At 65.4% G+C, this 20,376-nt stretch carries 18 protein-coding genes; 13 read left to right on the top strand and 5 right to left on the bottom strand.

The window, feature by feature from the left end:
• Positions 1 to 12: 12 nt before the first annotated feature.
• Positions 13 to 1,941 carry an alkyl/aryl-sulfatase gene (locus N2603_RS32305; RefSeq protein ID WP_260385304.1) on the top strand — a complete coding sequence of 643 codons (1,929 nt, stop codon included), beginning with the start codon at positions 13 to 15 and terminating at the stop codon, positions 1,939 to 1,941.
• 177 nt (positions 1,942 to 2,118) lie between these two features.
• On the opposite strand, the gene N2603_RS32300 is transcribed toward N2603_RS32305, so the two are convergent.
• Entirely contained in the window at positions 2,119 to 3,189 is a 1,071-nt protein-coding gene (locus tag N2603_RS32300) for a glycosyltransferase family 4 protein (protein ID WP_018646853.1), read from the bottom strand.
• Positions 3,190 to 3,461: 272 nt separating this feature from the next.
• On the opposite strand from N2603_RS32300, the gene N2603_RS32295 reads away from it, so the two are divergent.
• From N2603_RS32295 to N2603_RS32280, 4 genes are read left to right on the top strand one after another with little or no spacing between them, the layout of a single operon-like run.
• Positions 3,462 to 5,225: an ABC transporter ATP-binding protein gene (locus N2603_RS32295; RefSeq protein ID WP_260385303.1), complete on the top strand. Its 1,764-nt coding sequence runs from the start codon at positions 3,462 to 3,464 to the stop codon at positions 5,223 to 5,225.
• 57 nt (positions 5,226 to 5,282) lie between these two features.
• The gene (locus N2603_RS32290) at positions 5,283 to 7,487 is read left to right on the top strand and encodes an amylo-alpha-1,6-glucosidase (RefSeq protein WP_018646855.1); all 2,205 of its coding nucleotides are present in this window, start codon (positions 5,283 to 5,285) and stop codon (positions 7,485 to 7,487) included.
• Positions 7,488 to 7,510: 23 nt separating this feature from the next.
• Entirely contained in the window at positions 7,511 to 8,044 is a 534-nt protein-coding gene (locus N2603_RS32285) for a PRC-barrel domain-containing protein (RefSeq protein ID WP_260385302.1), read from the top strand.
• Positions 8,045 to 8,067: 23 nt separating this feature from the next.
• Entirely contained in the window at positions 8,068 to 9,381 is a 1,314-nt protein-coding gene (locus N2603_RS32280) for an MFS transporter (RefSeq protein ID WP_260385301.1), read from the top strand.
• A 39-nt stretch (positions 9,382 to 9,420) separates the two neighbouring features.
• Here the strand turns inward: N2603_RS32280 and N2603_RS32275 are convergent, their stop codons facing one another.
• From N2603_RS32275 to fixL, 4 genes are all read right to left on the bottom strand, one after another.
• Positions 9,421 to 10,116, bottom strand: a complete 696-nt coding sequence (locus tag N2603_RS32275) for a helix-turn-helix domain-containing protein (protein ID WP_260385300.1) — start codon at positions 10,114 to 10,116, stop codon at positions 9,421 to 9,423.
• 103 nt (positions 10,117 to 10,219) lie between these two features.
• The gene (locus N2603_RS32270; protein ID WP_018646859.1) at positions 10,220 to 10,642 is read right to left on the bottom strand and encodes a response regulator; all 423 of its coding nucleotides are present in this window, start codon (positions 10,640 to 10,642) and stop codon (positions 10,220 to 10,222) included.
• Positions 10,643 to 10,715: 73 nt separating this feature from the next.
• Entirely contained in the window at positions 10,716 to 11,333 is a 618-nt protein-coding gene (gene fixJ, locus N2603_RS32265) for a response regulator FixJ (protein WP_018646860.1), read from the bottom strand.
• Between the two features lie 3 nt (positions 11,334 to 11,336).
• On the bottom strand, positions 11,337 to 12,854 hold the full coding sequence (gene fixL, locus N2603_RS32260; RefSeq protein WP_260385299.1) for a sensor protein FixL: 1,518 nt from the start codon (positions 12,852 to 12,854) through the stop codon (positions 11,337 to 11,339).
• 208 nt (positions 12,855 to 13,062) lie between these two features.
• Here fixL and N2603_RS32255 point away from each other — a divergent pair, with 208 nt between their 5' ends.
• The 8 genes from N2603_RS32255 (at position 13,063) to N2603_RS32220 (ending at position 20,365) form a co-directional block, all read left to right on the top strand.
• On the top strand, positions 13,063 to 13,896 hold the full coding sequence (locus N2603_RS32255; RefSeq protein ID WP_260385298.1) for a universal stress protein: 834 nt from the start codon (positions 13,063 to 13,065) through the stop codon (positions 13,894 to 13,896).
• 37 nt (positions 13,897 to 13,933) lie between these two features.
• Complete coding sequence (locus N2603_RS32250; protein WP_018646863.1) at positions 13,934 to 14,359, top strand: CBS domain-containing protein; 426 nt, start codon at positions 13,934 to 13,936, stop codon at positions 14,357 to 14,359.
• 475 nt (positions 14,360 to 14,834) lie between these two features.
• Positions 14,835 to 16,484: a cytochrome-c oxidase, cbb3-type subunit I gene (gene ccoN / locus N2603_RS32245; protein WP_018646864.1), complete on the top strand. Its 1,650-nt coding sequence runs from the start codon at positions 14,835 to 14,837 to the stop codon at positions 16,482 to 16,484.
• A gap of 12 nt (positions 16,485 to 16,496) precedes the next feature.
• Positions 16,497 to 17,231, top strand: a complete 735-nt coding sequence (ccoO, locus tag N2603_RS32240) for a cytochrome-c oxidase, cbb3-type subunit II (protein ID WP_018646865.1) — start codon at positions 16,497 to 16,499, stop codon at positions 17,229 to 17,231.
• Between the two features lie 13 nt (positions 17,232 to 17,244).
• Entirely contained in the window at positions 17,245 to 17,409 is a 165-nt protein-coding gene (locus N2603_RS32235; RefSeq protein ID WP_018646866.1) for a cbb3-type cytochrome oxidase subunit 3, read from the top strand.
• A 6-nt stretch (positions 17,410 to 17,415) separates the two neighbouring features.
• Entirely contained in the window at positions 17,416 to 18,288 is an 873-nt protein-coding gene (ccoP, locus tag N2603_RS32230) for a cytochrome-c oxidase, cbb3-type subunit III (RefSeq protein WP_260385297.1), read from the top strand.
• A 111-nt stretch (positions 18,289 to 18,399) separates the two neighbouring features.
• Positions 18,400 to 19,866 (top strand): cytochrome c oxidase accessory protein CcoG, encoded by a 1,467-nt coding sequence (gene ccoG / locus N2603_RS32225; protein ID WP_260385296.1) that lies wholly within the window; start codon positions 18,400 to 18,402, stop codon positions 19,864 to 19,866.
• A 13-nt stretch (positions 19,867 to 19,879) separates the two neighbouring features.
• Positions 19,880 to 20,365: a FixH family protein gene (locus N2603_RS32220; protein ID WP_018648250.1), complete on the top strand. Its 486-nt coding sequence runs from the start codon at positions 19,880 to 19,882 to the stop codon at positions 20,363 to 20,365.
• Positions 20,366 to 20,376: the final 11 nt, after the last annotated feature.

Here is a 20,376-nt window from a genome sequence, read left to right as displayed (position 1 = left end):
GAGGACATAGGCATGACCGACATCAGCAACGAGCCCAAGGACGCGTCGCCGTCCGTTGTCGCGCAGCATGATGCGATGCTGAACGCGCTGCCGTTTTCCGACACGCAGGATTTCGACGATGCCGCGCGCGGCTTCCTCGGCACCATCGACAACGCGGAGATCACGAACGCGCAGGGGCGGACGGTCTGGAGCCTGAAGCCCTACGGCTTCCTGTCGGAAGAAGCGGCGCCGCCCACGGTCAATCCCAGCCTGTGGCGGCAGGCGCGGCTCAATATGCATCATGGGCTGTTCGAGGTGGTGCCCGGCGTCTACCAGGTGCGCGGGCTCGACATCGCCAACATGACGCTGATCGAGGGCGACAGCGGCGTCATCGTCGTGGACACGCTGACCTCGATCGAAGGCGCGCGCGCCGCGCTCGATCTCTACTTCAGGCATCGGGGCCCGAAGCCGGTCGCGGCCGTCATCTTCACGCACACCCACACCGATCACTGGGGCGGCGCGCGCGGCGTGCTGGAGGAGGACGCACTCGCCACCGGCGGCGTGCCGATCATCGCGCCGAACCTGTTCATGGAGCATGCGGTCTCCGAGAACATCATCGCGGGACCTGCGATGCTGCGCCGGGCGCAATATCAGTTCGGCCCGTTCCTCGCCAAGGGGGCGCGGGGGCAGGTCGACAACGGGCTCGGCAAGTCGATGGCGGCAGGCGGGGTTGCGCTGCTGCGCCCGACCGATCTGATCATGGCGACCGGCGACAAGCGTGTGATCGACGGCGTCGAGTTCGAATTCCAGATGGCGCCGAACAGCGAAGCGCCGGCGGAGATGCACTTCTTCATCCCGCGCCACAAGCTCTTGAACTTGGCTGAGAACTGCACCCACAATTTCCACAATCTGCTGCCGTTCCGCGGCGCCGACGTGCGCGATGCGCTGGCGTGGTCGAAGTATCTGGGCGAGGCCCTGCAGCTGTGGGACGGCAAGGCGGAGGCGATGTGCGGCCAGCATCACTGGCCGGTGTGGGGACGCGAGCGCATCGGCGCGATGATCCGCCAGCAGCGCGATCTCTACAAATTCGCGCATGACCAGACCATTCGGCTGATGAACCATGGTCTCAACGCCGCCGAGATCGCCGAGACGATCCAGCTGCCGAAGAGCCTCGAGGGCGCCTGGCACGGCCGCGGCTATTACGGCCACATCCGGCACAATGTGAAGGCGATCTACCAAAAGTATCTCGGCTGGTACGACGCCAATCCGGTCAATCTCGATCCGCTGCCGCCGGTGGCGTCGGGCAAGAAGTACGTCGAGTATATGGGCGGCGCGGACGCCATCCTCGCACGGGCGCGCGCGGATTTTGACAAGGGCGAATTCCGCTTCGTCGCGCAGGCACTCGGCCATCTCGTCTTCGCCGAGCCCGACAATGCGGCGGCGCGTCACCTGCTGGCCGATACGCTGGAGCAGCTCGGCTATGCCGCCGAGAGCTCGACCTGGCGTAACACCTATCTGTTCGGCGCGCAGGAATTACGCCAGGGCATGCCCAAAACCCCGCCGCGCCCGCCGATGCTGCGCGAGACGCTGGCGGCACTGCGCACCTCGCAGCTCTGGGACGTGCTCGGCATCCGCCTCAACGGGCCCAAGGCGGAAGGCAAGCACATCGTGCTGAACTGGAGCTTTTCCGATACCGGCGAGACCTTCGTGCTCAATCTGGAGAATTCGGCGCTGACCTACACCGAGGGCGTGCAGGCGGAAGCCGCGGATGCCAGCTTCACGCTGGCGCGTGCGACGCTGGACGAGGTGATCGCGAAGCTGACGAGCTTTCCGGAGGCGGTGGCGGCCGGCAAGGTCAAGCTGTCGGGCAATCCGATGAAGCTCGCCGAGCTGATGGGCCTGATGGACGAGTTTCCGAGGATGTTCGAGATCGTGGAGCCGAAGCGGGTGGCGGTGGGGTAGCCATCGCCGCTGCGTCACACTCCGTCATTGCGAGCGCAGCGAAGCAATCCAGGATCTTTCCGCGGAGGCAGCCTGGATTGCTTCGCTGCGCTCGCAATGACGAGTTGATAGAGTAGGGCGCAACATACTGGGTGTCGTCCCGGCCTGCGCCGGGACGACGACTGAGATTGTAGCTGCTTACTCCGCGCTGCTCACCAGCTTGATCCGCGGCGCTTGCTCTTCGGTCAGGCTGCGATAGGCCGCGAGATAGTCCAGGGCCATGCGCCGCGCGGTGAAGCGCGTCTCGAACTGCTTGCGGATCGCGGCGCGGTTCAGTTGCGGAAGGCGCTTGACGACGCCGGCGGCGCTGATGACGTCCTCGACCACGAAGCCGGTCAGGCCCTCGTCGATGATCTCCGGCACCGAGCCGCGGTTGAAGGCGATCACCGGCGTTCCGCAGGCCATGGCCTCGATCATCACGAGGCCGAACGGCTCCGGCCAATCGATCGGCAGCAGAAGTGCAAGCGCGCCGCTCAGGAAGTCGGACTTCTCGTGATCGCTGATCTCACCGATGAACTCCACCAGCGGATTGTTCTCGATCATCGGCTTGATCAATTCGTCATAGTAATCCTGGTCGGCGCGATCGACCTTGGCCGCGATCTTCAGCGGGATGCCGCAATGAGTCGCGATCTTGATGGCGCGGTCGACGCCTTTCTCCGGCGCGATGCGGCCGAGCACGGCGAGGTATTCCTGCTTCACCGGTTTCGGCATCAGCAGGTTCTCCGGCAAGCCGTGGTGGATCGTCGTCACCCAGTTCGCCTGCGGCACCGGCCGCCGCTGTGCGTTCGAGATCGAGATCACCGGCATCTTGGAGAAGGTGTTGAAGACGGGCTGATGCTCCGGCAGGTCGAGCCGGCCGTGCAGCGTGGTCACGAACGGCGTCGGCTGACGGTAGAACAGCGACCACGGATAGTAGTCGAGATGGAAGTGGAGGAAGTCGAACTCCTCGTCGTCACATTTCTGCCGCACGCGCTCCAGGAGCACCATATGCAGTGCATTGGGATCTCGTACGGAACCGTCGAGGCGAAGCGCCCGCGGCCATAATGCATCGAGCTTTGCAGATGTCTGCGAGTCGCCACTGGCGAACAGCGTCACGTCATGCCCCAGGGCCACCAACTCTTCCGTCAACCAATGCACCACCCGCTCAGTGCCGCCATACAGCTTGGGTGGAACAGCCTCCGTCAACGGAGCTACCTGCGCGATGCGCATCTCACCATCTCCTCTGCGATCATGAATGTTGAAACCCCCACCTATGCGGCACTGGCAATGCCAGCCAAGGGAACGTTCCCGCAGTTGCGAAGTTCCTTCTCCCGAACGTTACTTATTCGACACGTTGGGGAATGGTCGCGATGCTGCCATCACATCTTCGCAGATCGTCCGCATCCGCATGTCGTGATCACCGCGCCCGGGAACCGGGACGGAGCGGTCGATGTTCAATCGATCAACACCAAAATCGAAAATCACGATGGGGCGACAGCCATATGGATCAGCTTTCTGGATACGCGCGCAGACCATTTGCCTTTGTCTTGCGCTATCTCCGGCGTCGCCTCACATCACATCTGGTGATCCTGACCGCCGTCGTGGCGGCCGTTGCCTGCTCCGTGGGCACGCAGTACGGCGTCAAATCCCTGGTCGACAGTTTGTCGGCGGGAACCGCGCATGGTGGCAGCGTATGGCTGGCATTCATTCTGCTCATGTCACTGATCGCCGCCGACAACTTCCTGTGGCGGATCGCGAGCTGGACGGCGAGCTTCACCTTCGTTCGCGTCACCGGCGATCTCAGGCGTGACATCTTTCGCCATCTGACCGGGCACGCGCCGAGCTATTTCTCCGATCGCATGCCCGGCATGCTGACGAGCCGTATCACCGCGACCTCGAATGCGGTGTTCACGGTCGAGAACATGTTCGTCTGGAATGTCCTGCCGCCGTGCATTGCCACAATTGCGGCAATCATGCTGATTGGAACCGTCAGTCCCTATATGGCGCTCGGCCTGATCGTGATCGCCGGCGGCATGGTGATCGCGATGTTCCATTTGGCTGCCGCCGGCAAGCCGCTGCACGACGACTTCGCCGACAAGGCCGCTGTCGTCGACGGCGAGATGATCGACGTCATCAGCAACATGCCGCTGGTCCGTGCCTTCTGCGGCATCAGCCATGAGCACGAGCGGTTCGATGCGACCGTCAATCGCGAGCTCACCGCGCGCGGCCGCAGCCTGCGCTATCTCGAGAAGCTGCGGCTGACCCATGCCGGCGTGACCGTGCTCCTGACGGTGGCGCTGATGGCCTGGGCCATCACGCTCTGGCAGCAGGGCGAGGCGACCACCGGCGACGTCGTGCTGGTCTGCACGCTCGGCCTCTCCATCCTCAATGCGACGCGCGATCTGGCGGTGGCGCTGGTCGACGTCACCCAGCACGTCGCCCGTCTGACCGAGGCGATTGCGACACTGCTGGTGCCGCACGAATTGCGCGACCATCCCGAGGCCGAACCCCTGGTCAAGAGCGGCGCCGCGATCGCATTCAACAACGTCACCTTCGGCTATCCCGGGGGTGAGAAGATCTTCGAGCGCTTCAGCCTGCGGCTGCAGCCCGGCCAGCGCGTTGGTCTGGTCGGCCATTCCGGCGGCGGCAAGTCGACGCTGTTTACCCTGCTTCAGCGCTTCTACGATGTCGACGAGGGCAGCGTCACCATCGACGGTCAGGACATCTCCAAGGTGATCCAGCTGAGCCTGCGCGAGGCGATCTCGGTGGTGCCGCAAGATATTTCCTTGTTTCATCGCTCGATCCGCGAGAATATCCGCTATGGGCGGCCGAACGCGACCGACGACGAGGTGCTGCGCGCGGCGATTGCGGCGCGCTGCGACTTCGTCGAGAGCCTGCCTGAGGGCCTCGACACCATGGTCGGCGACCGCGGTGTCAAGATGTCCGGCGGCCAGCGCCAGCGCATTGCCATCGCGCGCGCCTTCCTGAAGGACGCGCCGATCCTGCTGCTCGACGAGGCCACGGCCGCGCTCGACAGCGAGTCCGAGGAGGCGATCCGCGAGGCGCTGACACGCCTGATGCGCGGCCGCACCGTGGTTGCGATCGCGCATCGCCTGGCGACGCTGCGCAATTTCGATCGCGTGGTGGTGCTCAAGGCCGGCAGGATCATCGAGGACGGCGCGCCCGACCGGCTGATGCAGGGCCACGGCCCCTACCGTGAGCTGGTGACGCAGGAGATGAGCCGGCTCGCGAAAGTCGCCGCGTAAGCCCGACAGTCGCGTTCGCGTTGGTTGCGTCTCGAAACAAGCGCAGGGGAGCAGCTCATGGCAGGCGAAGTCATCACCAAGTTCGTCTCAGTGACGCGGACCGTGGAGCAGGTCGTCGAGCAGCCCTTCTATATCCCGATGACGGGGCCGTCGGCGCGCCCGCGACGCTCGCTCAAGCACGATGACACCTTCATCGTGCTCGACAGTCATGGCGACATCGGCGCATCGGCCGGCGGGCCGGACGGGCTGTTTCACCACGACACCCGCTATCTCGCGCGGCTGGAGCTGGTGCTCGACGATCTCCAGCCCCTGCTGCTCGGCTCCAACCTGCGCGACGACAATTCGGCGCTGACCGTCGATCTCACCAACCCCGACATCTACCGCGAGGGCAGCCTCGTGCTGCAAAAGGACCTGCTGCACATCGTGCGCACGGTGTTCCTGTGGCGCGGCACGGCCTATCAGCGCATCGGCGTGCAGAACCACGGCGACCGGCCTGCCGGCTTCGAGCTGACGCTGCTGTTCGACAACGACTTCGCCGATCTGTTCGAGGTCCGCGGCGAGCGGCGGCCGCGCCGCGGGACGGGTACGAGCCGGCTGCTCGGGCCGACCGACGTGCTGTTCGAATATCGCGGGCTCGACGATCGCGAGCGCACCACCGGCCTGCATTTCGATCCGCGTCCGACGCGGCTCTCCGTCAATGCCGCCACCTGGCAGCTCGAGCTGGATCCGCACCAGTCGAAATCGCTGTTCGTGGCAGCGTTGTGCAACCGGCCGGTCACCGAGAAGCCGGCGCGCTTCTTCAGGGGCCTGCTCGCACACCGCCGCGAGATGCGGCAATCGACCATGGGCGCGGCCAGCATCGAGACCTCCAACAACATCTTCAACGAGGTGCTGTGCCAGGCCATGGCCGACCTCAACATGCTGATGACGGAGACGCCGCAGGGCCGCTATCCCTATGCCGGCATTCCCTGGTACTCGACGACCTTCGGGCGCGACGGACTGATCACCGCGCTGCAGATGCTGTGGATCGATCCGCGGATCGCCAAGGGCGTGCTGAGGCGGCTCTCGCATTTCCAGGCCAAGGCGATCGATCCACTGGCCGATGCCGCGCCCGGAAAGATCCTGCACGAGATGCGCGGCGGCGAGATGGCGGCGCTGCGCGAGGTGCCGTTCGCGCAATATTACGGCAGCGTCGATTCGACCGCGCTGTTCGTGCTGCTCGCCGGAAGCTATTTCGAGCGCACCGGTGACGAGAAGACGCTGATCGAGCTGTGGCCCGCGATCGAGGCGGGGCTCGCCTGGATCGACGGTCCCGGCGATCCCGACCACGACGGCTTCGTCGAATACCAGCGCGCGACGGAGAAGGGGCTCGCCAACCAGGGCTGGAAGGATTCCTACGACGCCATCTTCCATGCCGACGGCCAGCTCGCGGAAGGCAATATCGCGCTCGCGGAGGTCCAGGGCTACGTCTATATGGCAAAGCAGCTGGCGGCGCGCTGCGCGCTGCGCCTCGGCAAGCCGGACCTCGTGCGCAAGTTCGAGGCCGAGGCCAAGGCACTGGCCGAGCGCTTCGAGCAGGCGTTCTGGTGCGAGGAGCTCGGCACCTACGCCCTGGCCCTCGACGGCAAGAAGCGGCCCTGCAAGGTGCGGACCTCCAATGCCGGGCAGGTGCTGTTCAGCGGCATGATCCGGGAGGACCGCGCCCGTCTCGTCGCCGCCGACCTGATGCGGCCGCATTTCTTCTCGGGCTGGGGCATCCGCACCGTCGCCGTCGGCGAGGTGCGCTACAACCCGATGTCCTATCACGACGGATCGATCTGGCCGCACGACAACGCGCTGATCGCGCTGGGCCTCGCGCGCTACGGCCTCAAGCATTCGGTGGCGCATGTCTTCAAGGGGCTGTTCGATGCCGCCACCTATATGGACCTGCGCCGGCTGCCCGAATTGTTCTGCGGCTTCCGGCGCGAGAAGCGGCGCGGGCCGACGCTCTATCCGGTCGCCTGCGCGCCGCAGGCCTGGGCCAGTGCGACGCCGTTCACGCTGCTGGAGGCGGCGCTGGGCATCGAGTTCGACGTGGCGCGCGGCGAGATTCGCCTGCGCAATCCGCATCTGCCGGCGTTCCTGAACGAGGTCATCCTGCGCGATCTGCGCCTCGGCGATTCCAGCGTGGATCTGCGCGTCAGCCGCCACGGCGACGACGTGGCGCTGGAGGTGTTGCGCACGCGCGGCCAGATCCAGGTCTCGATCGTGCTGGCGCGCTAGCGGCGCGCCGTGAGGAGGGTGTTATGCGTGCGATCGGAGCGCTAACCCGAGCGCTAATCTTGGGCGTGGCCGTCGTGGCGGGCCTGGCGGTCGCCGCCACGCGCGCCGCCGACGGGCCGCCCGCGGGCCAGACTGAAGCAAACGCGCCGCCGACGGCCCAGCCGCCGGCTTCGACCGTTCCCGTCACGCCGAAGGACGCCGCGCCGCCGCCGTCGGTCACCATCATCGGCGCGAGCGATGCACATGGCGTGCTCGGTCGCGACGTGCGCAGCGCCGCCGACGAGGACATGGGCCGCATCGTCGATGTCATCGTCGACCGGGACGGGCACGTGCGCGCGGCGGTGATCGATTTCGGCGGGTTCCTCGGCGTCGGCAGCCGCAAGATCGTGGTGGACTGGAACGCGATGCGGTTCGGCAAGATTGCCAACAAGAAGGACAGCATCACGCTGGAACTGACCAAGGCGCAGGTCGCGGCTGCGCCGGAATACAAGGAAGACACGCCGATGGTCGTGCTCGGCGCGTCCGGCAGCCTTCAACCGCTGCAAGCGATCCAGTGAGGTGCCGGGAGGGCTGACCGCCTGTGCTGTTGTCCAGGAAGCCGAACCATGCAGATCGCGATGGCCACGTTGAACGGGACAACGTCGCCGCGCTGCCGCCTGCGGGCATTCCGGCGCCATCGCGTCAGAGCCTGCGCGGCCTCGACTGGTTCATCTTCTTCCTCGCCGACGTGCAGACCGGCTTCGGTCCCTTCATCGCGGTCTACCTGACGACGCAGAAATGGACCCAGGTCGAGATCGGCCTCGTGCTGTCGATCGGCGGCATCGTCGCCCTGATCGGACAGATGCCGGGCGGCGCGATCATCGATGCGGCGAAGTCCGAACGGCTGGTCGCGGCGCTCGCGATCGCGACCATCGGCGCCTGCGCGCTCGCCTATGCCGCGATGCCGGTCTTTCCCGTGGTGGTGATGGCCGCCACCCTGCATGCGATGGCGAGCTGCGTGCTGGGGCCGGCGATTGCGGCGATCAGCCTCGGCCTGGTCGGCCCGCTCGCGATCGGCGAGCGGCTCGGCCGCAACGCGCGCTTCGCCTCGCTCGGCAACGGGGTCGCCGCTGCCGTGATGGGCACGGCCGGATATCTGCTGTCGAGCCGCTCGGTGTTCCTGGTCACCTTCCTGCTCGCGATCCCGACCCTGATCGCGCTGTCGCGGATCCGCGAGGAGGAGGTCGACATCAGGCGCTGTCACGGCGAGATGCCGCCGGAAGCCGCCGACCGCGGCGACACCAATGTCTGGCATCTGATCCGGCAGCGTCCGCTCATCGTCTTCGCGCTCAGCGTGCTGCTGTTGCAGCTCGCGAACGCAGCGATGATGCCGCTGATGGCAAGCGCGGTGACGGCGCGGTCGAGCCAGTGGGCGACGGTGCTGGTCGCGGCCTGCATCATCGTGCCGCAGGCGATCGTGGCGCTGCTGTCGCCGACCGTCGGGCGCAAGGCGCAAGCCTGGGGCCGGCGGCCGCTGCTGTTGATCGGATTCGGCGCACTGACGATTCGCGGTCTGCTGTTCGCGACCGTGCGCGATCCCTATCTGCTGGTTGCGGTGCAGGTGTTCGACGGCATCACCGCGGCGGTGTTCGCGGTGATGATTCCGCTGATCGTCGCCGACGTCGCCTTCGGAAGCGGTCATTTCAACCTGGCGCAGGGCATCGTCGGCACCGCGACCGGCATCGGCGCGTCGCTGAGCACGGCGCTTGGCGGCTATGTCAGCGACAAGTTCGGCAACGCCACCGCCTTCATCGGGCTGTCCGGCGTCGCCGCGACGGGGCTGTTGCTGATCCTGCTCGTGATGCCGGAGACCCGGCGCACCGGCATGGCCGTGACGAAAGAAATGGCCGGCTGAAGAATTTCAGCCGGCCAAAGTAGGCAGGGAGGAAGAATATCAGGCGTCGAGATTGTGCAGGCGCTGGCGGTTGCGCAGCACGATCTGGCGGGCGCCGGAGAAGCCGAGAATGCCCTGGGTGTGCAGCTGGGACAGCGCACGCGAGACGGTTTCGAGCGTGAGGCCGAGATAGTCGCCGATGTCGCGGCGGCACATCGGCAGCGCCATCATGCCGGCAACCGCGAGGCGGCGGTCCATTTCGAGCAGGAAGGTCGCAACGCGCTCCATCGCGGTCTTGCGGCCGAGCAGCAGCATGTGGTCTTCGGCGTGACGCAGCTCGGAGGCCGTCATGGCCCAGAGCTTGCGGGCGACCTGCACGTCGGTGCCGGCCGCCTTCTCGAGGCTGGCGCGCTTCACGAGGCGCACATTGGTGTCGATGATGGCCTCGGCGGCGAGGCGGTGGGTGGCGCCGGATTCGAGGCCGAACACGTCGCCGGGAAGATGGAAGGCGCCGATCTGGCGGCGACCGTCTGAGAGAAGCTTGTAGCTGCGCACCGCGCCCGACACGACCTGGTAGACATATTCGGCGGGCTCGTCCTCGCCATAGATCTCCTCGTCCTTGCGATAGGAGAACTCGGTGGCGACGAGGCCGACATGGCCGGTGACCGCGCCGAACTGGTCGGAAACGGGGTGGGCAGGAGCAATGCCACCGATCTGGGTGTTGATCGCCTGGGTCTTGAGTGTCTGGGTCAGCATCTGCGCCATCTCCGTTGTGATGGAACATCGCTACCCGGGTTTGCGCAATCCGGAAATTTCGCGCGTTATCTTAAGGACGTTTACCTACGTAGAATCCCGTAGGTCAATTACCGCGGCGGTCCTGGATGGCGTGGCGGATGCACTTGACCAGGTTTTCATCGAGAAGCGGCTTCAAAACCACGTCCTTGACGCCCACTGCAGCCGCCCGGGTCGAGATGTTCTCGTCCGGATAGCCGGTGATCAGGATCACGGGCGTGTCGCTGTCGGACTTGCGCAGGCGGCCGGCGAGGTCGATCCCGTTGATATCGGGCATCTTGTAGTCGATCACATAGCAGTCCGCGCCCGGCGCTCCGGCGGCATTGAGCAGCGCCGTCGCATTCTTGAAGGTCCGCACGGCGAAGCCGTCGGTTTCCAGCAGGAAGCGCAGGGAGCCCAGCACGGCGGCATCGTCGTCGACCACGTAGACAGTGGGCTTTGCCGATGACGCCATCGGGACACGCTGAGGGTGCGAGCCAATCTCGATCATTCTGACTGGCTAGCACAGGTGGCCACAACCGCCTTGACTTGCCTCAAGCCGATTTGCCTCAAGCCGGTTCGGCTCAATCGTTGAGCATGCCGGCGCGCATCGCGAGGCGGACCAGCTCCGAGAGAGAGTTGGCCTGCATCTTGGTCATGACGTTGGCCCGGTACACCTCGATGGTGCGCGGGCTGATGTCGTATTCGCGGGCGATCAGCTTGTTGGAAAGACCTGCGATCAGTCCCTCCATGACCTGGCGCTCCCGGGGACTCAAGGATGCGACCCGGGCCGCGATGTCCTGCGCCACGGCCTCGTTCTTGGCGGCCGGCTCGGCCTGGCGGATCGCCGTCTCGATCATCGCGGTGAGACGATCGTCCTCGAACGGCTTCTCCAGGAAGTCGACCGCCCCGAGCTTCATCGCCTCGACCGCGAGCGGCACGTCGCCGTGCCCGGTCATGATCAGGATCGGAAACGGGCTTTGCTGCGCCTTCATGCGCTTCAGGAGCTCGATGCCGTCGAGGCCCGGCATGCGTACGTCGGAGACGACGCAGCCGAAGGCAAGGCCGGGCAGGGCGTCGATGAAGCTCTGCGCGTTGTCGAACAGCGTGACGCCGAAGCCGGAGGAATCCAGCAGAAAGTTCAGCGAGTCCCGCATCGCGTCGTCGTCATCGATGACGTAGACATGTCCCTTGGTCGTCATGCATCAATTCTCGTCGGCTGCCGGGAGGGTGAAGCGGAATGTCGCCCCGCCCGATGCGTTGCTCTCGGCCCACATGCGCCCGCCGTGAGCCTCGATGATCGAGCGGCTGATGGACAGTCCCACGCCCATGCCGGTGTCCTTGGTGGTGAAGAAAGTCTGAAACAGGTTTGGAATGACGTCGTCCTGGAAGCCGGAGCCGGTGTCGGACACCTCGATCTCGATCATGTCGTCGGCGACGGGCGTGTTGGTGACGACAAGCTCGCGCCGCGGCGACTGCGCCATCGCCTCCAGCGCGTTGCGGAACAGGTTGACCAGGACCTGCTGGACCTGCACCCGGTCGGCGAGAACGAGGTCGGCTTCCGGATCGAGGCTGAAGCGGAGCTGCACGTTCTGCTCGCGCGCGCCGGCGAGGCCGAGCGCGCCGGCCTCCTCGATCAGCTTGGACAGGCTCTCGACCCGCTTCTCCGATTCGCCGCGGGCGACGAAGTCGCGCAGGCGCCGGATGATCTGGCCGGCGCGCAGCGCCTGCTCGGCAGCACGGTCCAGCGCGCTCTCGATCTTCGGTGTGTTGGGGTCGACGCTACCCGCGAGCAGCCGCCGCGAGCCCTTCATGTAGTTGCTGATCGCCGCCAGCGGCTGGTTGAGCTCGTGCGCGAGCGCGGACGCCATCTCGCCCATGGCGCTCAGCCGCGAGACGTGGACCAGTTCGGATTGCAGCTCCTGGAGCCGCGCCTGAGTCTGCTGGTGCTCGGTGAGGTCGCGGACGAAGCCGGTGAAATAGGGCTCGCCGCCGGACTGCATTTCGCCGATCGACAGGTGCATCGGGAAGGTGGTGCCGTCGCGTCGCTTGCCGGTCACGATGCGGCCGATGCCGATGATGTGGGGATCGCTGGTAGTGCGGTAGCGTGCAATGTAGCTGTCATGCCGGGAGCGGTCCGGCTCCGGCATCAGGATGCTGACATTCTGGCCGATCGCCTCATGCTCGGACCAGCCGAACAGGCGCTCGGCCGCCGTGCTGAACAGCTGGATGATGCCGTGGCCGTCGATGACGATCATGGCGTCGGGGATCGTGTGGAGGATCGAGCGGAGGTGCGTCTCGCGGGTCCGCAGCGCACTCTCGACCTGCTTCTCCTGGTCGATATCGAGGAAGATGCCGCTGAGATGGCGGGCCGAGCCGGCTTCGTCGCGAATGACGCCCGCCCGGGCGCGGATCCATTGTCCTCCGTTGGAGGCGCCCGCGACCTTGAAGGATACGTCGAAGCCGCCGCCGCGTTCGCTGACGTGCTCGATCGCGCTTTCCACGCTGTCGCGATCCCGGGGCTCGAGCTGCGACAGGAAGAGGTCGTAGCTCGCCGGCTGGCCCTGGGCGATACCAAGCAGGGTCCTGGCGGTGTCCGACCAGTCCAGTTCCCGCGTTGCGAGGTCGAGATCCCAGGTGCCGACGCCGAATCCCTCGATCCGGACCCGGAAATGCTCGCCGCGACCATCGTCCGGCGGATGCGTTACGCGGGTCGGCGACAATCGATGGCTCCCATTCTGGTGCGGCGGGCACGGTGCCGCCAGACATGAGGGCAATTTCGCCCATGGGCGGGCCGGAGGCAAGTTCGGATGTCTGATTCCATTGCGGGATTTCCCGCAAGCTGGCACCCGGCAATTTGATCTACCTCATCCTGCCTTGCAGCGGCGAGGCTAGATTTCGCGCCAGTTCACAGCCGTGCGGAGAAGCCCGATGACATACGCGACCGTGATGGTCAGCCTGGCGCTCGATCAATCCAACGAGGCGCGTCTTCAGGTCGCGGGCGAGCTCGCCGAGCGATTCGAAGCGGCCATCGTCGGGGTCGCCGCGGCGCGGTTCGCGCCGCCGCTCTATTTCACTGACGGCGCCGAGGCCCAGGGGCTGATCGACGAGGGCGAAGCTTCCATCAAGCGGCGCCTGGCGGGTCTGGAGGCGCAATTCCGCGCCGCGACGAAGAATCGTGGCGGGCTCGCGGAGTGGCGCAGCGCCCAGGATTTTCCGACGCGCTTCGTCCTGGCGCAGGCGCGCTGCGCCGACATCGTCGTCAGCGGCGGCCAGAGCCCGGCCTTCTCCGACGCTTTCGCGCTGGCAAGCCCCAAGGATCTGGTGATGCAGCTCGGTCGTCCGCTTCTCGCCGTGCCCGACCGGACCAACTGGCTCGATCTGCGCAGCGTGCTGGTGGCGTGGAAGGATACGCCGGAGGCGCGGCGGGCGGTGGCGGACGCGCTACCGATGCTGCGCAAGGCGAGGGACGTCACCATCGTCGAAGTTCCGGAGCCGGACGACGACCGTTCGCGCGTGATGGCCGGCGTCACCGACGTCGCCGCCTGGCTCGCCCGTCACGGCGTCACCGCGGCCGCGCGCGCCTCGGAGGCCGCGCGGAACGAACCCGCCGCCGTGCAATTGGAGAAGGTCGCCGGCGACGTCGGAGCCGGCCTGATCGTGGCGGGCGCCTACGGGCATTCGAGGTTCCGTGAGCTGGTCCTGGGCGGCGTCACCCAGTATCTTGTCACGCAATCCACGCGTTGCGTGCTGCTGTCGCACTGACGGCCGGTCGGCCATAGCGAGTTGAGGAGGACGCGCCGTGTACAGATTTCTCGAGCAGACCGCCAGTGGCTACATGACGCGCAGCGTCAAGACGGTACAGCGCGACCGCAACATGCTCGAGCTCAGCGAGATGTTCGAGCGCGACGATTTCAACTCCTATCCGGTCGAGGACGACGGACAGGTGGTCGGCATCGTCACCAAGTTCGACATCCTGAAATGCTTCGCCTTCACCCCAAACCAGATGCTGCCGCGCTATCATGACCTGATGAGCCGCAAGATCGGCGACGTCATGACGGCGGAGTTCATCTATGTCAGCCCCGACACGCGCCTGACGCGCGTGCTCCAGATCATGGTCGAGCACCGCATCAGGAGCATCATCGTGCTCGACGGCGCGCAGAAGCTGGTCGGAATCATCGCCCGCGAAGACGTCATCAAGGCGCTCAAGGCAACCGCGGGGGATTGATGCTGCCTTGAAGTCGGCAAGTGCTCGGCCTGCATGGTTCGAGACGCCCGCAAGGGCGGGCTCCTCACCATGAGGGTGTAAGACTTCGCCGGGAAACAAGACCTCATCCTGCGGAGCCCGCCCTTGCGGGCGTCTCGAAGGATGGCCACAGGCACGCTGCCTGCCACGTGACTTCCCCGCAGTCGTAGGGTGGGCAAAGCGAAGCGTGCCCACCGTTTCTGTTGCGGTGTTGGATGGATGGTGGGCACGGCGCAAGTGCGCCTTTGCCTACCCTACGATTTCTGGGCTCGCGGAGCCAACCCCTCACCCAAGTGAGTTTGACGTGCTGTCCTCGCTGCCCTCTCCCGCAAGGGGAGAGGGCGCATCAACTGGCAGCCGTCCCACATTAGCAGAAATCCATTTGTCTTGATTTCAATCAATTCCCCGCGAGGGTCAATGTGGTTTCTGGCTCCGTGTTCTTTCAGAGAGAATCCGCATGAGCCAGCCCTCCATCTCCAAATCCATGACCATCGGTGAAAGCGGCCTGGCTGTCGTGTTCGCAGCCACCGCCTTCCTCTGCGTGATCGCCTCGGCCAAGGCGCTCGACGCGCCGTTCGCCTTCCATGCGGCGCTCAGCGCGGCGGCGAGCCTGGCCGCGGTGTTCGTCATCATCAACCGCTACTTCGAGCGCCCGGCGGCGCTGCCGCCGGCGGAGATCAACGGCCGTCCCAACTACAACATGGGGCCGATCAAGTTCAGCTCCTTCATGGCGATGTTCTGGGGCATCGCCGGCTTCCTCGTCGGTCTCATCATCGCCTCGCAACTGGCCTGGCCTGCGCTGAACTTCGATCTGCCCTGGATCCAGTTCGGCCGGTTGCGGCCGCTGCACACCTCGGCCGTGATCTTCGCCTTCGGCGGCAACGTGCTGATCGCGAGCTCCTTCTACGTCGTGCAGAAGTCCTGTCGCGTTCGCCTCGCCGGCGATCTCGCGCCCTGGTTCGTCGTGATCGGCTACAACTTCTTCATCCTGGTCGCGGGCACGGGCTATCTGCTCGGCGTCACCCAGTCGAAGGAATATGCCGAGCCGGAATGGTACGCGGACCTGTGGCTGACCATCGTCTGGGTGGTCTATCTGCTCGTCTTCCTCGTCACCGTCATCAAGCGCAAGGAACCGCACATCTTCGTCGCGAACTGGTTCTACCTCGCCTTCATCGTGACGATCGCGGTGCTGCATCTCGGCAACAACCCGGCGCTTCCCGTCTCGGCGTTCGGCTCGAAGTCCTACGTCGCCTGGGGCGGCATCCAGGATGCGATGTTCCAGTGGTGGTACGGCCATAACGCGGTCGGTTTCTTCCTGACCGCCGGCTTCCTCGCCATCATGTACTACTTCATTCCGAAGCGCGCCGACCGGCCGATCTATTCCTACCGCCTGTCGATCATCCACTTCTGGGCGCTGATCTTCCTCTACATCTGGGCCGGTCCCCATCATCTGCACTACACGGCGCTGCCCGACTGGACGCAGACGCTCGGCATGACCTTCTCGATCATGCTGTGGATGCCCTCCTGGGGCGGCATGATCAACGGCCTGATGACGCTGTCGGGCGCCTGGGACAAGCTGCGCACCGACCCCGTGCTGCGCATGCTGGTGGTCTCCGTCGCCTTCTACGGCATGTCGACCTTCGAAGGCCCGATGATGTCGATCAAGGTGGTCAATTCGCTCAGCCACTACACCGACTGGACCATCGGCCACGTCCACTCCGGCGCGCTCGGCTGGGTCGGCTTCGTCTCCTTCGGCGCACTGTACTGCCTGGTGCCGTGGGCCTGGAATCGCAAGGGCCTCTACAGCCTGAAGCTCGTCAACTGGCACTTCTGGGTCGCCACGCTCGGCATCGTTCTCTACATCTCGGCGATGTGGGTGTCCGGCATCCTCCAGGGCCTGATGTGGCGCGCCTACACCTCGCTCGGCTTCCTCGAATATTCCTTCATCGAAACCGTCGAGGCGATGCATCCCTTCTACATCATCCGCGCCGCAGGCGGCGGCCTGTTCCTGATCGGCTCGCTGATCATGGCCTACAATCTCTGGATGACGGTTCGCGTCGGCGAACGGGAAGTCCAGATGCCCGTCGCTCTTCAGCCGGCGGAATGAGGAGCTCAAGCAATGTCGTTCTGGACACGCCACCAAATCTTCGAAAAGAATTCGATCATCCTGATCGTCGGCATCCTCCTGGTGATCTCGATCGGCGGTCTCGTCGAGATCACCCCGCTGTTCTACCTCAAGAGCACGATCGAGAAGGTCGACGGCGTGCGGCCCTACACGCCGCTGGAGCTGGCGGGGCGCAACGTCTACGTCCGCGAGGGCTGCTATCTCTGCCACTCGCAGATGATCCGGCCGCTGCGGGACGAGGTCGAGCGCTACGGCCACTTCTCGCTCGCCGCCGAGAGCATGTTCGACCACCCGTTCCAGTGGGGCTCCAAGCGCACCGGTCCGGACCTTGCCCGCGTCGGCGCCAAATATTCCGACGACTGGCACGTCACCCACCTGATCAATCCGCGCGCGATCGTGCCGCAGTCGGTGATGCCGGGCTATCCGTTCCTCAGCCAGGCCGAGGTCGATCCCGACACGATCGCCGACCACATGCGTACGTTGAGAGCCGTGGGCGTGCCCTACACCGACGAGCAGATCGCCAACGCAGGCGCCGATTTGAAGGCCCAGGCTGATCCCGACAATGCCGGCTCCGACGCTTTCACCAAGCGCTACGCCAAGGCGGTGGTGCGCAACTTCGACGGCAAGACCGGCACGCCGACCGAGATGGACGCACTGATCGCGTACCTGCAGATGCTCGGCACGCTGGTCGACTTCAAGATCTACAACGAGAAAGCCAATCTTCGCTGAGAAGGCATCAACGATGAAAGCCATCCTGACAGCCCACAATCTTGCGTCCGAGCTGGTGACGACGATCTGGACGCCGGTGTTCGTCGCGATCTTTCTCGCGATCATCGCCTACGCATTTTGGCCCCGTAACAAGGCCGCGTTCGACGAAGCGGCACGCCTGCCGTTGCGGGAGGAGTGAGAGACCATGACCGATCATAGCGAAGTCGATACCGTCACCGGCAAGTCCACGACCGGACATGAATGGGACGGCATCAAGGAGCTCAACACGCCGCTGCCGCGCTGGTGGGTGATCAGCTTCTACCTCACCATCATCTGGTCGATCGGCTACTGGATCGTGTATCCGGCCTGGCCGCTGATCTCGAGCCATACGACTGGGCTGCTCGGCTATTCGACGCGCGCCAGCCTCGCGGTGGAGCTCGCCAATCTCGAGACGCTGCGCGGCGAGAAGATGGCGGCGTTGGCGGCGGCGCCGCTCGCCGACATCGAGAAGGACCCGGCCCTGCTGGCGCTCGCGCGCGCCAAGGGCAGGACCGTGTTCGGCGACAATTGCGCGCCGTGCCACGGCTCCGGCGGCGCCGGCGCCAAGGGCTACCCGAACCTGAACGACGACGACTGGCTGTGGGGCGGCACGCTCGACCAGATCATGCAGACCATCCAGTTTGGCGCGCGTTCCGGCCATGCCAAGACGCATGAGGGCCAGATGCTCGCCTTCGGCAAGGACGGCGTGCTGAAGGCCGACGAGATCGTCACGGTCGCCAATTACGTGCGCTCGCTATCGGGCCTTCCAACCCGCAAGGGCTTTGATGCGGCCAAGGGCGAGAAGATCTTCACTGAAAACTGCGTCGCCTGCCACGGCGACGGCGGCAAGGGCAACCAGGAGCTCGGCGCGCCTGATCTGACCGACAAGATCTGGCTCTATGGCTCGGACGAGGCCGCCCTGATCGAGACCATCAGCCAGGGCCGCGCCGGCGTGATGCCGGCCTGGGAAGGGCGGCTCGATCCCGCCACCATCAAGGCTATGGCGGTTTACGTGCATTCGCTGGGCGGCGGAAAATAGCAGGTATGGAGGAAACGGGGGCGAACAAAAGCGCCCTCGTTTGAGCTGGATCAAGCGATGCGGCGGCGTCGGCTCTAGGTTTAATCGCACCTTTTCGAGACAAACTTCGCGATGAACAAGACCGTGAACCCGAACGAGCTCACATCGGACGACGATTACGGGCCGCTCTACGCAGCCCACAAGAAGGTCTATCCCCAGAGCGTCTCCGGCACGTTCCGCCGGATCAAATGGGGTCTGATGGCGTTCTGCCTCGGCGTCTACTACTTCCTGCCCTTCGTGCGCTGGAATCGCGGCCTCGGCGCACCCAGCCAGGCGGTGCTGATCGATCTTCCCAACAGCCGCTTCTATTTCTTCTTCATCGAGCTGTGGCCGCAGGAGGTCTACTACTTCACCGGCCTCTTGATCGTCGCCGCGGTGGCGCTGTTCCTGATGAACTCCATCGGCGGCCGCATCTGGTGCGGCTATCTCTGTCCGCAGACCGTCTGGACCGACCTGTTCTATGCCGTCGAGCGCCTGATCGAGGGCGACCGGCGCGAGCGCATGAAGAAGGACGCCTCGTCCGACCCGATGAAGCTCGAGCGCATCTCCGAGATCGTGCTCAAGCATTCGATCTGGCTGCTGATCGCCTGGTGGACCGGCGGCGCCTGGGTGCTCTACTTCAACGACGCGCCGACCCTGGTGAAGCAGCTCGTCACCTTCCAGGGGCCGATGATCGCCTATGTCTGGATCGGCATCCTCACCGCAACGACCTATCTGCTCGCCGGCTACATGCGCGAGCAGGTCTGCACCTATATGTGCCCGTGGCCGCGCATCCAGGCGGCGCTCACCGACGAATGGGCGCTCAACGTCACCTACCGCTACGATCGCGGCGAGAAGCGCACGTCGGTGAAGAAGGCGGCCGAGCTGCGCGCGCTCGGCCAGCAGGTCGGCGACTGCGTCGACTGCTACCAGTGTGTCGCGGTCTGCCCGACCGGCATCGACATCCGCAACGGACCGCAGATGGAATGCATCCAGTGCGGACTCTGCATCGACGCCTGCGACAACGTGATGGCCAAGATCGGCCGGCCGAAGCGGCTGATCGGCTACGACAACGACATCAACATCCATCGCCGCCAGGAAGGCAAGGCGCCGATCTACCGCATCGTGCGGCCTCGCACCATCGTCTACAGCGCGATCATCGCCGCGGTCGGCGGCATCATGATCTACACGCTGGCGACCCGCAGCCTGCTCGACGTCAACGTGCTGCACGACCGCAATCCGGTCGCGGTCAAGCTCAGCGACGGCTCGATCCGCAACGCCTATACGGTGCGGCTGCTGAACAAGAGCGGCTACGACCGCGTCGTCGCGATCGACGCGGACGGCCCGGCCAACTTGACCGTCCATGTCGTCGGCGTGGATTCCGTGACGCCCGACCGGCCGATGGTCGTGATCCCCCGCGATTCCACCAGCGAGCTGCGGCTGCTCGTCACGGCGCCGGCGGAAAGCAATCCGGAGAAGTCGGTCCCGGTGCGCTTCCACGTCACCGATATCGGCCTCGGCGAGGTCGCCTCCGCCACCGACAATTTCGTCGCGCCGTAGGAAGGAGACTGCCATGGCATCCAAGCCGCTGACCGGAACCAAGGTGCTCCTGATGCTGGTCGCTTTCTTCGGGCTCGTGATCGGCGTCAACGTCACCATGATGAAGCTCGCGATCGCGACGCTACCCGGAACCGATGTCGACAGCCCCTATGCCGCGGGCCTGACCTATGACCGCGAGATCTCGGCGGCGCAGGATCAGGCCGCGCGCAAATGGCAGGTCAGCGCCCATATCGAGCGCCGTACCGACGGTGGTGCCGCGATCCAGGTCGAGGCGCGTGATGCGAGCGGCCAGCCGCTCGCCGGATTGAAGTTCGGCGGACGCCTGGAGCGGCCGACCGACAAGCGCGCCGATCTCCAGGTCGAGCTCGCGGAAGCCGGCATCGGCGTCTATCGCGGCAATGCCGCGTCCGTCGCGCCGGGGCAGTGGGATCTGGTGATCGAGGGTGAGGCGCGAGGGGCGCGTGTGTTCCTCTCGCGCAACCGCGTGATCCTGAACTGAGGGATCTCGTC

The sequence above is a fragment of the Bradyrhizobium huanghuaihaiense genome (genome assembly GCF_025200885.1).
In the GTDB taxonomy this organism is placed as follows: Bacteria; Pseudomonadota; Alphaproteobacteria; order Rhizobiales; family Xanthobacteraceae; genus Bradyrhizobium; species Bradyrhizobium huanghuaihaiense.
This window is presented reverse-complemented; position numbering and strand designations above follow the sequence as displayed.

Bases quoted from the DNA above. Each gene is read 5' to 3' on its own strand.
- N2603_RS32305 (WP_260385304.1), top strand. From the start codon at position 13: ATGACCGACATCAGCAACGAGCCCAAGGACGCGTCGCCGTCCGTTGTC.
- N2603_RS32300 (WP_018646853.1), bottom strand. From the start codon at position 3,189: ATGCGCATCGCGCAGGTAGCTCCGTTGACGGAGGCTGTTCCACCCAAG.
- N2603_RS32295 (WP_260385303.1), top strand. From the start codon at position 3,462: ATGGATCAGCTTTCTGGATACGCGCGCAGACCATTTGCCTTTGTCTTG.
- N2603_RS32290 (WP_018646855.1), top strand. From the start codon at position 5,283: ATGGCAGGCGAAGTCATCACCAAGTTCGTCTCAGTGACGCGGACCGTG.
- N2603_RS32285 (WP_260385302.1), top strand. From the start codon at position 7,511: ATGCGTGCGATCGGAGCGCTAACCCGAGCGCTAATCTTGGGCGTGGCC.
- N2603_RS32275 (WP_260385300.1), bottom strand. From the start codon at position 10,116: ATGCTGACCCAGACACTCAAGACCCAGGCGATCAACACCCAGATCGGT.
- N2603_RS32270 (WP_018646859.1), bottom strand. From the start codon at position 10,642: ATGATCGAGATTGGCTCGCACCCTCAGCGTGTCCCGATGGCGTCATCG.
- fixJ (WP_018646860.1), bottom strand. From the start codon at position 11,333: ATGACGACCAAGGGACATGTCTACGTCATCGATGACGACGACGCGATG.
- N2603_RS32255 (WP_260385298.1), top strand. From the start codon at position 13,063: ATGACATACGCGACCGTGATGGTCAGCCTGGCGCTCGATCAATCCAAC.
- ccoN (WP_018646864.1), top strand. From the start codon at position 14,835: ATGAGCCAGCCCTCCATCTCCAAATCCATGACCATCGGTGAAAGCGGC.
- ccoO (WP_018646865.1), top strand. From the start codon at position 16,497: ATGTCGTTCTGGACACGCCACCAAATCTTCGAAAAGAATTCGATCATC.
- N2603_RS32235 (WP_018646866.1), top strand. From the start codon at position 17,245: ATGAAAGCCATCCTGACAGCCCACAATCTTGCGTCCGAGCTGGTGACG.
- ccoP (WP_260385297.1), top strand. From the start codon at position 17,416: ATGACCGATCATAGCGAAGTCGATACCGTCACCGGCAAGTCCACGACC.
- ccoG (WP_260385296.1), top strand. From the start codon at position 18,400: ATGAACAAGACCGTGAACCCGAACGAGCTCACATCGGACGACGATTAC.
- N2603_RS32220 (WP_018648250.1), top strand. From the start codon at position 19,880: ATGGCATCCAAGCCGCTGACCGGAACCAAGGTGCTCCTGATGCTGGTC.